The following is a 13,229-nucleotide window of genomic DNA, read 5'->3' as shown; positions in this document are numbered from 1 at the left end:
ATGGCGCCGGCAGCCCGGTTGCGCCGCGGCAGGACCTAGGCCGGCACGCGCCACGGCCGCCGGAGCCGGCCGGCACACGCCGCGCGCCGCCCGCCTCGCACGCCACGAATCGACAAGCCGCCCCAGGAGACACGCGTGAACCACCCCGCCCCGCCGGCCTCGCTGCGCCGCCCGTTCCCCGACGCGCTGCGCGAGGCGCTCGCCGCCGCCTTCGGCGAACGCGTCTCAACCTCCGAGGCGGTGCGCGAGCACCACGGCCGCGACGAATCCCCCTTCGATCCCGAACTGCCCGACGCGGTGGTATTCGCCGAGAACGCCGACGAGGTCCGCACCGTGGTCACGCTGTGCGCGCAATACGAGGTGCCGGTGATCCCCTACGGCGCCGGCTCCTCGCTCGAAGGCCACCTGCTGGCGGTGCGCGGCGGCGTCTCGCTCGACGTCTCGCGCATGAACCGCGTGCTGTCGATCGACGCCGACGACCTGACCGTCACGGTCGAACCCGGCATCACGCGCAAGGCCCTCAACGAGAGCCTGCGCGACACCGGCCTGTTCTTCCCGATCGACCCCGGCGCGGACGCCAGCATCGGCGGCATGACGGCCACCCGCGCCTCCGGCACCAACGCCGTGCGCTACGGCACCATGCGCGAGAACGTGCTGGGCCTCACCGCCGTGCTCGCCGACGGCCGCCAGATCCGGACCGGCAGCCGCGCCCGCAAGTCCTCGGCCGGCTACGACCTGACGCGCCTGCTGGTCGGCTCGGAAGGCACGCTCGGCGTGATCACCTCGATCACGCTGCGCCTGCACCCGCTGCCCGAGGCGGTATCGGCGGCGATCTGCACCTTCCCCTCGATGGGCGACGCGGTGCGCAGCGTGATCGAGACGATCCAGACCGGCGTGCCGATCGCGCGCGTGGAGTTCATCGACGCGCTCGGCATCCGCGCCATCAACCGCCATTCGAACTTCACGCTGAACGAGGCGCCCACCCTGTTCTTCGAATTCCACGGCACCGAGGCCGGCGTGCGCGAGCAGGCCGAGCGCGTGCAGGAACTGGCCGCCGCCAACGGCGGCCGGGACTTCGAATGGGCCACCCGCCCCGAGGACCGCACGCGGCTGTGGTCGGCGCGGCACAACGCCTTCTTCGGCATGCTGCAGCTCAAGCCGGGCTGCCGCGCGGTGACCACCGACGTCTGCGTGCCGATCTCGCAACTGGCCGCCTGCGTCGAGGAAACCGAGGTCGACCTGCGCGCCTCGACCCTGCCCTGCCCGATCGTCGGCCATGTCGGCGACGGCAACTTCCATGTCGCGATCCTGCTCGACCCGGACAAGCCCGAGGAGTTGGAGGAAGCCGAGCAGATCAACCAGCGCATCGTCGAGCGCGCGCTGCGCATGGGAGGCACCTGCACCGGCGAGCACGGCGTGGGCCTGCACAAGATGCGTTTCCTGGCCGCCGAGCACGGCGAGGAGGCGATCGACGCGATGCGCGCGATCAAGCTCGCGCTGGACCCGCGCAACCTGATGAACCCCGGCAAGATCTTCAGCCTCGACCGCGCATGAGGCGCGCACCCGCCGACCAGGAGCCGAGATGAACACGATCGCCCAAGGCCAGGCCCAAACAGGCGGCGCGAGCAGCGGTGCCGCGCACGCGGCCGGCAGCAACTCAATGGCCGACGCCGCCACCCGCGCGCAACGCCAGCGCGAGGTGGTGCAGGCGCTGATGGCGGTGCTGCCGAGCCATTGCCTGCTGTACCGCGACGAGGACACCGCCGCCTACGAATGCGACGGGCTGGCCGCCTACCGGCGCCTGCCGCTCGCGGTGGCGCTGCCCGAGACCGAATCGCAGGTGCAGCGCATCGTGCAGATCTGCCGCCGCCTGAACGTGCCGATCGTGCCGCGCGGCGCCGGCACCAGCCTGTCGGGCGGCGCGCTGCCGAACCAGAGCGGCATCGTGGTGTCGCTGGCGCGCTTCACGCGCATCGTCGAGGTCGATTCCTACGCGCGCACCGCCACGGTCCAGCCCGGCGTGCGCAACATCGCCATCTCCGAGGCCGCCGCGCCCTACGGGCTCTACTACGCGCCCGATCCGTCCTCGCAGATCGCCTGCACGATCGGCGGCAACGTCGCCGAGAACTCGGGCGGCGTGCACTGCCTCAAGTACGGCCTGACGGTCCACAACGTGCTGCGCGTGCGCGCCGTGACGATCGACGGCGACGTGGTGGAGTTCGGCTCGCTGGCGCTCGACACGCCCGGACTCGACCTGCTGGCCGTGATGATCGGCAGCGAGGGCATGTTCGCGATCGTCACCGAGATCACCGTGAAGCTGATCCCCAGGCCGCAGACGGCGCAATTGGTGATGGCCAGCTTCGACGACGTGGTGAAGGGCGGCGAGGCGGTGGCCGCGATCATCGCCGCCGGCATCGTGCCGGCCGGGCTGGAGATGATGGACAAGCCGGCCACCCGGGCCGTGGAGGCCTTCACGCAGGCCGGCTACGACCTGGACGCGGCCGCCATCCTGCTGTGCGAATCGGACGGCACGCCCGACGAGGTGGCCGAGGAGATCGCGCGCGTCACCTCGGTGCTGCGCGCCAGCGGCGCGACGCGGATCCAGGTCTCGCGCTCGGAGGCGGAACGGCTGCGCTTCTGGTCGGGCCGCAAGAACGCCTTCCCGGCCGCCGGGCGGATCTCGCCCGACTACTACTGCATGGACGGCACCGTGCCGCGCCGCGCGATCGGCCCGTTGCTGGCGCGCATCGAGCAGATGGAGGGGCAATACGGGCTGCGCTGCATCAACGTGTTCCATGCCGGCGACGGCAACATGCATCCGCTGATCCTGTTCAACGCCAACGATCCCGACGAGCTGCACCGCGCCGAGCTGTTCGGCGCCGACATCCTGGAGAGCTGCGTCGAGCTGGGCGGCACGGTGACGGGCGAGCACGGCGTGGGGGTCGAGAAGCTGAACTCGATGTGCGTGCAGTTCTCGCCGGAGGAGCGCGACGCGTTCTTCGCCGTGAAGCGCGCCTTCGACCCGGCCAGCCTGCTCAATCCCGACAAGGGCATCCCGAGCCGCGCGCGCTGCGCCGAATACGGCCGCATGCACGTGCGCGGCGGGTTGCTGCCGCGCCCGGATCTGCCGCGTTTCTGAGGAAAGCGGCCGGGTCGGGATGCCGGGCGGCCGGGTCGCGCTGCCGGTCGGGATTCCGGCCCCGGAGAACGAACCTGCCGCCCCCCCGCGCCTGGCCGCCGACCCGGCGTGCCGCGCCGCCAGGTGCGCGCGGACCTTCGCAAGCTCGCCACCGCGCCGAGCGAGCGCCAAACCCGGCCCGCACCGGGCCACCCGCCCCGCCGCCCTCGCGCGCTGTCTCTAGGGGGATCGCCCGACTGTCGCCGCTTATGGCGCCGGTACAATCGAAGCACAAGAAATTTCAGGACGAGGCGACACCGGATGGAACAGGACGAGATCGTCGCGAACTGGGCCGAACGCATCCGCAGCGCGGGCGCGCAGGGCCGCTCGCTGCGGATTCGCGGCGGCGGCACCAAGGACTGGTACGGCCAGTCGCTCGACGGCGAGATACTCGATACGCGCGCCTGGCACGGCATCGTCTCCTACGACCCCGCCGAACTCGTGATCACGGCACGCGCCGGCACGCCGCTGGCGGCCATCGAGGCTGAGCTTGCCGCGCACAACCAGATGCTGCCCTTCGAGCCACCCCACTTCGGCCGCCACGCCAGCTTCGGCGGCGCCATCGCGGCCGGCCTGTCGGGCCCGCGGCGCGCCAGCGCCGGCGCGGTGCGCGACTTCGTGCTCGGCGTCACGCTGATGAACGGGCGCGGCCAGGTGCTGCGCTTCGGCGGCCAGGTGGTGAAGAACGTCGCCGGCTACGACGTGGCGCGCCTGATGGCCGGCTCGCTGGGTACGCTCGGGCTGATGCTGGACCTGTCGGTGAAGGTGCTGCCGGTGCCGGTCGCCGAGCTGACGCTGAAGTTCGACATGAGCGCGACCGACGCGGTGCGCAAGCTCAACGAGTGGTCGGGCCACCCGTTCCCGGTCAGCGCGAGCGCCTGGCGCTTCGGCACCCTGGTGCTGCGCCTGTCGGGCGCCGAGGCGGCCGTCAAGGCGGCCAAGGGCGCGCTGGGCGGCGAAGCGGTGGACGCGGTCGAGGCGCAGCGCTTCTGGCACGGCGTGCGCGAGCAGAACGACCCGTTCTTCAACGCGATGCTGCCCGGTCACGCGCTCTGGCGCCTGTCCCTGCCCTCGATCACCGAGCCCATGCACCTGCCCGGCTCGCAGATGATGGAATGGGGCGGCGCGCAGCGCTGGTGGATCACCGACGCCGACGCCACCACGGTGCGAATGAGCGCCAAGCAGGCCGGCGGCCATGCCACGCTGTATCGCGCCAGCGCCGGCTACGATCGCGGCGGCGGCGTGTTCACGCCGCTGGCCGGGCCGCTGCTGGCGATCCACCGTGGCCTGAAGGCCGCCTTCGATCCGGACCGCGTGTTCAACCGCGGCCGGCTCTACCCCGATTTCTGAGCCGCCCATGCAGACCAAGCTCGCCGATTTCATCCGCGACACGCCCGACGGCGCCGAGGCCGAATCGATCCTGCGCAAGTGCGTGCACTGCGGTTTCTGCACCGCCACCTGCCCGACCTACCAGTTGCTCGGCGACGAGCTCGACGGCCCGCGCGGGCGCATCTACCTGATCAAGCAGATGCTGGAAGGCGCGCCGGTGACGCGCAGCACCCAGCAGCATCTGGACCGCTGCCTGACCTGCCGCAGTTGCGAGAGCACCTGTCCGTCGGGCGTGCAATATGGACGGCTGGTCGAGATCGGCCGCCAGCAGCTCGAGACGCGCGTGCCGCGCACGCTGTCGCAGCGCCTGATGCGGCGCGCGCTGGCCAGCTTCGTGCCGAACGGCGCGCTGTTCGCGCCGGCGATGCGAATCGGCCAGCAGGTGCGCCCGCTGCTGCCCAAGCGCCTGCGCGACAAGGTCCCGCCGCGCACCCGGCCGCTGGCCTGGCCCACCGCGCGCCACGAGCGTCGCATGCTGATGCTGGCCGGCTGCGTGCAGCCCTCGATGATGCCGAACATCAACATCGCCACGGCGCGCGTGCTCGACGCGCTCGGCATCGAGACCGTGATCGCGCCCGAGGCGGGCTGCTGCGGCGCGATCCGGCTGCACCTGAACTATCGCGACGAGGCGTTGGCCGACGCGCGCCGCAACATCGACGCCTGGTGGCCGCACATCGAGGCCGGCGCCGAGGCGATCGTGATGAACGCGAGCGGCTGCGGCGCCACCGTGCTCGAGTACGCGCACCTGCTGCGCGACGATCCCGCCTATGCCGACAAGGCCCGCCGCGTGGTCGAGCTGACCCGCGACGTGTCCGAGCTGCTGGCCGGCTTCGAGACGCGCCTGGTGGCGCTGGCGAAACGGCGCGGCATGCAGACCGTCGCCTACCATCCGCCCTGCACGCTGCAGCACGGCCAGCAGTCGCGCGGCAAGGTCGAGCGCCTGCTCGAGGCGCTCGGCGTCGAGCTGCGCGTGCCGGCCGACAGCCATCTGTGCTGCGGCTCGGCCGGCACCTACTCGCTGACCCAGCCCTCGCTGTCCTACAAGCTGCGCAAGCAGAAGCTGGCCCGGTTGGCCGAGCTCGATCCGCAACTGATCGTGTCGGGCAACATCGGCTGCCTCGCCCACCTGCAGAGCGGCACCGCGACGCCGGTGATGCACTGGATCCAGCTCGTCGAGCAACTGCTCGACGACTGAGGCGCCGCGGCCCCGGCTCGTCCCGCCGGCCAGCACCGGTTTTCGCGCCCTCTCGCCGGCCGCGCTCCGGCGCGGCGGCGCCAGGGCCGGGCATCCCCCACCGGCCGCGAGGCGATCCGTATAATGAGGCGCGCCGTGCCCTGCATGGCCTCCATCCATCGTCCGCCCTGCCCCGCGTATGTCCGATCTCGCCGCCAGCCTCGCCTCCGTTCACCGCCGCATCGACGACGCGGCCCGCTCCGCCGGCCGCGCACCGGGCGAGGTGGCGCTGCTCGCGGTGTCGAAGACCTTCCCCGCCGAAGCCGTGCGCGAAGCGCACGCGGCCGGCCAGCGCGCGTTCGGCGAGAACTACGTGCAGGAGGCGCTCGACAAGATCGCCGCGCTCGCGGATCTTCGCGCCTCGCTCGACTGGCACTTCATCGGGCCGCTGCAATCGAACAAGACGCGCGTGGTGGCCGAGCAGTTCGACTGGGTGCATTCGGTCGACCGGCTCAAGATCGCGCAGCGCCTGGCCGAGCAGCGCCCGGCGCACCTGCCGCCGCTCAATGTCTGCGTGCAGGTCAACGTGAGCGGCGAGGACAGCAAGAGCGGCGTCGCGCCGGCCGAGGCGGCAGCGCTGGCGCGCGAGGTGGCTGCCTTGCCCACGCTGCGGTTGCGCGGCCTGATGGCGATCCCCGAGCCGGCCGGCGAACTCGCGGCGCAGCGCGTGCCGCACCGGCTGCTGCGCGAGCTGTTCGACACGCTCAAGGCCGAGGGCCTGGCACTCGACACGTTGTCGATGGGGATGTCGGCCGATCTCGAGGCGGCCGTGCTCGAGGGCGCCACCATCGTGCGCGTCGGCACCGCGATCTTCGGCGCGCGCGACTACGGCACGCCGCGCGCGTCCTGAACGATTTACGAACCTTCCTGTTTCCTGGTCCAACCATCATGAAAATTGCATTCATCGGCGGCGGCAACATGGCAGCCGCCCTGATCGGCGGCATCGTCAAGCGCGGCACCGCGGCGCCCGGCGATCTCTACGTGATTGATCCCAACGCGGATACCCGCACGCGCCTGCACGAGGAACGCGGCGTGGCCACCGGCGAGACCATCGACGCCACGCTGGCCGGCTACGACGCGATCGTGCTGGCGGTCAAGCCGCAGGTGCTCAACGAGGTGGCCAAGGCGCTCGCGCCGCATCTCGGCCAGGCGCTGGTGATCAGCATCGCGGCCGGGATCCGCGCCACCGACCTGTCGCGCTGGCTGGGCGGCTATGCGCGCATCGTGCGCACCATGCCGAACACGCCGGCACTGGTCGGCATGGGCGTGACGGGCCTGGCCGCGCTGGACGGGGTCGACGCGGCCGGCCGCGAACTGGCCTCGGCCGTGCTCGGCGCGGTCGGCGAGACGGTCTGGTTCGACGACGAGGCGCGCCTGGATGCCGTCACGGCGATCTCCGGCAGCGGCCCCGCCTATGTGTTCTATTTCATCGAGGCGCTGCAGGAAGCGGCGCGCCAGCTCGGCCTGAACGAGGAACAGGGCCGCGCGCTGGCGGTGGCGACCTTCACCGGCGCAGCCCAACTGGCCGCGCAATCGGGCGAGCCGGCCGGCGTGCTGCGCGAGCGCGTGACCTCCAAGGGCGGCACCACGGCCGCGGCGCTGGCCGCCTTCGACGCGCAGCAGCTCAAGGACCGGATCGTGAGCGGCGTGCTGGCCGCCGATGCGCGGGCCCGCGAACTCGGCGACGAACTCGGCCGCGCCTGAGCCCGGCCTTCGAGTGAGGCGCCGATCTTCGGAGCGGCGCGTCCATCAACGACAAAGCGGCCTCATGGGCCGCTTTGTCGTTTCCGGAACACGCGCGGGCGTTTCGCTCAGAACGCCGTCAGCGCGTAATGCAGGGCGATCCCGACGAACAGCGCGCCGCCGAGCCAGTTGTTATGGCGGAATGCCGCGAAGCACTTCATGCGGTCGCGATCCTTGATCAGCGTGTAGTGATAGACCGCGCAACCCACCGCCGCCGCCCAGCCCAGCCAGTACACCAGGCCGAACTGCTGAGTGAAGCCGATCCACGCATAGATCGCGAACACCGCCGCGTAGCAGAGCATGATCGCCAGCACGTCGTAGCGGCCGAAGGTGATCGCCGAAGTGCGCATGCCGATCTTGAGGTCGTCGTCGCGATCGACCATCGCGTAGGCCGTGTCGTAGGCGACCGACCAGAACACGTTCGCGGCCAGCATCACCCAGGCGATCAGGGGCACGGTGTTCTGGATCGCGGCGAAGGCCATCGGGATGCCGAAGCCGAAGGCGATGCCGAGATAGGCCTGCGGGATCGCGAAGAAGCGCTTCAGGAACGGGTAGGTGCCGGCCACGAACACGGCCACCACCGACAGCCACTTGGTCAGGCCGTTGAGCGGCAGGATCAACAGGAAGGAGACGATCGCCAGGCCGACCGCGATCGCCACCGCCTCCCAGGCGCGGATCTTGCCCGAGGTCAGCGGCCGGTCGACGGTGCGCTTCACGTGGCGGTCGAAGTCGCGATCGGCGTAGTCGTTCATCGCGCAACCGGCCGAACGCATCAGCAGCGTGCCGAGGATGAAGATCACCAGCAGCGACGGCGCCGGGCGCCCTCCCGAGGCGATCCACAGCGCGTTGAGCGTGGGCCAGAGCAGCAGCAGGCTGCCGATCGGCTTGTCCATCCGGACCAGCTTCAGATAGAGGGGGAAACGGGCAAACATGTCGGGGCGCACCACGGAAACGATGGCGGCATTGTAACGCGCGAGTGCGGCATGCCTGTTTCAGGCGGCCCCTGCCGAGGCGGTCGCCCGCGGCCAGGCGCACGAAAAAAAACCTCCCGTCGAACGGGAGGTTTCGCTGACCGCCGGCGCATCCGCGCGCGGCTGGTCGAACGGCTTGTCGCGGCCTTTGCCGCGCTCGCTTACTGCAGCAGCGATCGCAGCATCCAGGCGGTCTTCTCGTGCGTCTGCAAACGCTGCGTGAGCAGATCGGCGGTCGGCTCGTCGCCGACCGAATCGGCATCGGGGAAGATCCCGCGCGCGGTGCGCACCACCGCTTCGTGGCCTTCCACCAGCTGGCGGATCATTTCCTCTGCCGCCGGCACGCCGCTGGCTTCCGGCACCACCGTCAGCTTGGCGAAATCGCCGTAGGTACCCGGCGCCACCACGCCCAGCGTGCGGATCCGTTCCGCCACCGAGTCCACCGCGAGCCATAGTTCGTTGTACTGCTCTTCGAACATCAGGTGCAGCGTGTTGAACATCGGACCGGTGACGTTCCAGTGGAAATAATGCGTCTTCAGATACAGCGAAAACGTGTCGGCGAGCAGCTTCGACAGGCCTTCCGCGATCTTCTTGCGGTCCTTGTCGCTGATGCCGATGTTGATCTGCGTTCCGTTGCCCTTCTTGGCCATGTTGCTGACTCCTTATCAATGAGTTGAACCGGCGAAAACGCGTCGAGGTGACCCGCCTGCTTCTGCCTGAAACGAGTGACTCTAGCGCGCCCAGTGTAACGTAGAAGATTCGAAAGGGACGGATGGCCGGCCCTTCAGGCCCCGTTCAGGTGGGCCATCGCCTGGGCGGCCAGCGTGACGATGCCGGCGAAGGTGATCGCGAAACCGAAGGTCTGGCGGAAGGCGGAAGTGGCGGCGTGATTGACGGCCGCGGCATGCGATTGCGCGAGGCGGGCGGCTTGCGGATTCTGGCCTTGCGTGTTCATGGCGTGCTCCTCGGAGGCGATATCGATCAGACGCCGAGCAGACGGTCAGCCAGATAGGCCAGGGCCAGCGGGCGCAGGTAGCGCACCAGGACGCGCGTCCTGGCGAGCATCGGGTCGTGCGCGGCCGGCTGGTGTGGCTTGTTCATGATGGCTCCGTCGTTCGGGATGAGAAGCGCCGGGGCTGCTGCGGTTCCGGCGCGGGCCGCCTGTCGCGACCCATGGATGCCATCATAGAAAATCCTATCATCAATGTGAATTTAATTGAATTTATTTATTCGATAGGTAAAGCATTGGGCCAAACAAAACCGGGGCGCGAAGGCCCCGGTCGGTTGGGTGCCGCATGCAACAGCGGCGGCTCGCCCCGGCCTCAGTTCAGCGTGGCGGGCATGTCGAGCTTGGCCACGCCGGGCAGGTCGCAGGCGGCGATCGCCTCGCTGATCGCGTCGATGGCCGGCATGCGCGTGAAGCTCTTGCGCCAGACCAGCACCACGCGGCGATCCGGGATCGGCTCGTCGAAGGGCACGTAGGACAGCAGGTCGGAATCGGCGTTGTTGGCCAGCGGCCCGATCTCGCCCACCGACATGCGGGGCAGCACCGTGATGCCCACGCCGCTCGCCACCATGTGGCGGATGGTTTCCAGCGAGGAACCCTCGAAGGTCTTCTGGATGCCGTCGGCGGTCTGCGAGAAGTGCATCAGCTCGGGGCACACGCCCAGCACGTGATCGCGGAAGCAATGGCCGTTGCCGAGCAGCAGCATGGTTTCCTGCTTGAGGTCGGCCGCGTCGATCTTGCGGCGCTTGGACCAGGGATGGCTGGAGGGCAGCGCGACCACGAAGGGCTCGTCGTAGAGCGGGCGCACCATCAGGCCGGTTTCCGGGAACGGCAGGGCCATGATGGCCGCGTCGATCTCGCCCTGCTTGAGCAGCTCGAGCAGCTTGAGCGTGTAGTTCTCCTGCAGCATCAACGGCATCTGCGGGACACGGTGGATCATCTGCTTGACGAGCGTGGGCAGCAGGTAGGGCCCGATGGTGTAGATCACGCCCAGCCGGAACGGCCCGACCAGCGGATCCTTGCCCTGCTTGGCGATTTCCTTGATGGCGAAGGTCTGCTCCAGCACGCGCTGGGCCTGGGTGACGATCTGGTCGCCGATCGGCGTCACGCTCACCTCGCTCGCGCCGCGCTCGAAGATCTGCACGTTCAGCTCGTCCTCGAGCTTCTTGATCGCAACCGAGAGCGTCGGCTGGCTGACGAAGCAGGCTTCGGCCGCGCGGCCAAAATGCCGCTCGCGAGCGACTGCGACGATGTACTTCAGTTCAGTAAGCGTCATTGTGGGTCAATCACAGGAATACAGGCGATAGCTTTAATTTATACACCGGATAGAAGCGTTCCGCCAGCGTTCTCGGCGGCAATTGCTTGTTGCGATGCAGCATAGATAAACGGGGACGGCCCGAACCTTGGCCGATATCCCGCGCCAGGCGCCGGATTCGGCGAAATCAGGCCTTCAGGAACTGCTCGCGCGCGCCGAGCCAGCGCGCCAGATGCTGGGTAACCACCTCGGGATGATGCGCGATCAGGGCCGCCGCCGCCTCGCGGGCCGGCTCGATCAGCCAGCCGTCCTGCTCCAGGTCGGCGAAACGCAGCATGGCCGCGCCCGATTGTCGCGCCCCGAGAAATTCGCCGGGGCCGCGGATCTCGAGGTCGCGCCGAGCGATCTCGAAGCCGTCGTTGGTCTCGCGCATGGTCTTCAGGCGCGCGCGGCCGGCGATCGACAGCGGGCCACTGTACATCAGCACGCAGGCCGACGCCGCCGTGCCGCGCCCGACGCGCCCGCGTAACTGGTGCAACTGCGCGAGCCCGAAGCGCTCGGCATGCTCGATCACCATCAACGAGGCGTTCGGCACGTCCACGCCGACCTCGATCACGGTGGTCGCCACCAGCAGCTGCACCTCGTTGCGCGAGAAGGCCTCCATCACGCTGGCCTTCTCGGCCGGCGAGAGCCGTCCATGCACCAGGCCGACGTTGACGCCGGGCAGCGCGGCCGCGAGCGTCTCGTAGGTCTCCACCGCGGTCTGCAACTGCAGCGTCTCGCTCTCCTCGATCAACGGGCAGACCCAGTAGACCTGGCGGCCGCCCAGCGCCGCGTCGCGCACGCGGCCGATCACCTCCTCGCGGCGCGCGTCGGCGATCAGCTTGGTGACGATCGGCGTGCGCCCCGGCGGCAGCTCGTCGATGGTCGAGACTTCGAGATCGGCGTAATACGTCATCGCCAGCGTGCGCGGGATCGGCGTGGCCGACATCATCAGCTGGTGCGGCTGGAAGCCCGCCGGGCCGCCCGCCTTGGCGCGCAGCGCGAGCCGCTGCGCCACGCCGAAGCGATGCTGCTCGTCGACGATCACCAGGCCCAGCCGCGCGAACTCCACCGTGTCCTGGATGATCGCGTGGGTGCCGATCACCAGTTGCGCGGTGCCCAGCGCCGCGGCCTCGATCGCCGAGCGCTTGTCCCGGGTCTTGAGGCTGCCGGCCAGCCAGGCCACCGTCACGCCGAGCGGCTCCAGCCAGCCGCGCAGCTTGCGCGCATGCTGCTCGGCGAGGATTTCGGTCGGCGCCATCAGCGCGGCCTGGTAACCCGCGTCGATCGCCTGCGCGGCGGCCAGCGCGGCCACCACCGTCTTGCCGCTGCCCACGTCGCCCTGCAGCAGCCGCTGCATCGGATGCGCGAGCGTGAGGTCGCGCGCGATCTCGTCGACCACGCGCGTCTGCGCGCCGGTCAGCGAGAACGGCAGCGCCGCGAACAGGCGCGCCACCAGCGAATCCCGGTCGGCGGCGGCGCGGCGCGGCATGGCCGGCGCCGCGCGCGTGCGGCGCTCCTCGTGGGCGCGCTTGAGCGAGAGCTGCTGCGCGAGCAACTCGTCGAACTTGATGCGAATCCAGGCCGGGTGGGTGCCGTCGATCAGCGCGGTCTCGTCCGAATCGACGCCGGGATGATGCAGCTGGCGCACCGCGTCGGCCAGTGCCGGCACGCCGAGCGGGCGCAGGTACGCGGCCTCGACCTCGGCCGGCAGCAGCTCGGGCAGCGGAGTGCGCGCCACCGCATTGTCGATGGCCTTGCGCAGATAGGCCTGCGAGACGCCGGCCGTGCTCGGATAGACGGGCGTGAGCACCTGCGCCAGCGGCGTGTCCTCGTCGACCACGCGCACCGCCGGATGCACGATCTCGAGTCCGAAGAAACCGCCGCGGATGTCGCCGCGCACGCGCAGCCGCTGGCCGACCGCCATCTGCTTGACCTGCGAGCCGTAGAAATTCAGGAAGCGCAGCACCAGCTCGCTGCCGTCCTCGTCGCGCAAGCGCACCAGCAACTGGCGGCGCGGGCGATAGGTGATCTCGTTGTCGTAGACCACGCCCTCGGTCTGCGCGAGCTCGCCGGGCAGGAGTTCGCGCATCGGCGTGAGGGTGGTCTCGTCCTCGTAGCGCATCGGCAGGTGCAGGACCAGGTCGATCGAGCGCGTGAGGCCGAGCTTGGCGAGCTTGTCGGCGGTCTTGACGAGCTTGGGCGCGGCCTTGGCGGCCTTCTCCTTGGCCGCCTTCGCGGGCTTGTCGCCGGCGTTTTCGGCATCGCCCTGCGCCGCGTCCGCGTCGGCCGATTCACTCTCGGCCGCCTTGCGCCGGCCGCGTCGGGCCGGCCTCGGCGCGGCGGCGTCGGCAGCTTCCACCGAGGGTTCGGCGAGCCGCCCGTCGGGCCCGCGCCGCGGCGTGCGCGAG

At 70.1% G+C, this 13,229-nt stretch carries 11 protein-coding genes; 6 read left to right on the top strand and 5 right to left on the bottom strand.

The annotated features are described in order from the left end of the window. Positions 1–135 precede the first annotated feature (135 nt). The 6 genes from F3J10_RS30525 (at position 136) to proC (ending at position 7,505) form a co-directional block, all read left to right on the top strand. On the top strand, positions 136–1,554 hold the full coding sequence (locus F3J10_RS30525) for an FAD-linked oxidase C-terminal domain-containing protein (RefSeq protein WP_096749711.1): 1,419 nt from the start codon (positions 136–138) through the stop codon (positions 1,552–1,554). 106 nt (positions 1,555–1,660) lie between these two features. Beyond that, positions 1,661–3,139, top strand: a complete 1,479-nt coding sequence (locus F3J10_RS30520; RefSeq protein ID WP_029950115.1) for an FAD-linked oxidase C-terminal domain-containing protein — start codon at positions 1,661–1,663, stop codon at positions 3,137–3,139. A gap of 300 nt (positions 3,140–3,439) precedes the next feature. After that, positions 3,440–4,528, top strand: coding sequence for a glycolate oxidase subunit GlcE (glcE, locus tag F3J10_RS30515; protein ID WP_025098505.1), 1,089 nt, complete (start codon positions 3,440–3,442; stop codon positions 4,526–4,528). A 7-nt stretch (positions 4,529–4,535) separates the two neighbouring features. After that, positions 4,536–5,762, top strand: coding sequence for a glycolate oxidase subunit GlcF (gene glcF, locus F3J10_RS30510; RefSeq protein WP_025098506.1), 1,227 nt, complete (start codon positions 4,536–4,538; stop codon positions 5,760–5,762). Between the two features lie 178 nt (positions 5,763–5,940). Next, positions 5,941–6,651, top strand: coding sequence for a YggS family pyridoxal phosphate-dependent enzyme (locus F3J10_RS30505; RefSeq protein WP_059999977.1), 711 nt, complete (start codon positions 5,941–5,943; stop codon positions 6,649–6,651). A gap of 38 nt (positions 6,652–6,689) precedes the next feature. Further along, positions 6,690–7,505 (top strand): pyrroline-5-carboxylate reductase, encoded by an 816-nt coding sequence (gene proC / locus F3J10_RS30500; protein WP_167243670.1) that lies wholly within the window; start codon positions 6,690–6,692, stop codon positions 7,503–7,505. A 107-nt stretch (positions 7,506–7,612) separates the two neighbouring features. On the opposite strand, the gene ubiA is transcribed toward proC, so the two are convergent. The 5 genes from ubiA to recG form a co-directional block, all read right to left on the bottom strand. After that, positions 7,613–8,476, bottom strand: a complete 864-nt coding sequence (gene ubiA, locus F3J10_RS30495; protein ID WP_167243669.1) for a 4-hydroxybenzoate octaprenyltransferase — start codon at positions 8,474–8,476, stop codon at positions 7,613–7,615. Between the two features lie 200 nt (positions 8,477–8,676). Further along, positions 8,677–9,165: a Dps family protein gene (locus F3J10_RS30490; protein WP_025098510.1), complete on the bottom strand. Its 489-nt coding sequence runs from the start codon at positions 9,163–9,165 to the stop codon at positions 8,677–8,679. A 134-nt stretch (positions 9,166–9,299) separates the two neighbouring features. Next, a complete protein-coding gene (locus tag F3J10_RS30485; protein ID WP_167243668.1) occupies positions 9,300–9,470 on the bottom strand; it encodes a hypothetical protein in 171 nt (56 codons plus the stop codon). 367 nt (positions 9,471–9,837) lie between these two features. Next, complete coding sequence (locus F3J10_RS30480; protein WP_013696697.1) at positions 9,838–10,797, bottom strand: LysR substrate-binding domain-containing protein; 960 nt, start codon at positions 10,795–10,797, stop codon at positions 9,838–9,840. Between the two features lie 166 nt (positions 10,798–10,963). Next, positions 10,964–13,180, bottom strand: coding sequence for an ATP-dependent DNA helicase RecG (recG, locus tag F3J10_RS30475; protein ID WP_345791243.1), 2,217 nt, complete (start codon positions 13,178–13,180; stop codon positions 10,964–10,966). Between the last annotated feature and the right edge of the window lie 49 nt (positions 13,181–13,229).

This window comes from Burkholderia sp. Cy-637, assembly GCF_011753175.1.
GTDB classification, from domain to species: domain Bacteria; phylum Pseudomonadota; class Gammaproteobacteria; order Burkholderiales; family Burkholderiaceae; genus Burkholderia; species Burkholderia gladioli.
Note: the sequence above shows the minus strand (reverse complement) of the source record. Positions and strands in the feature narration are given on the sequence as shown.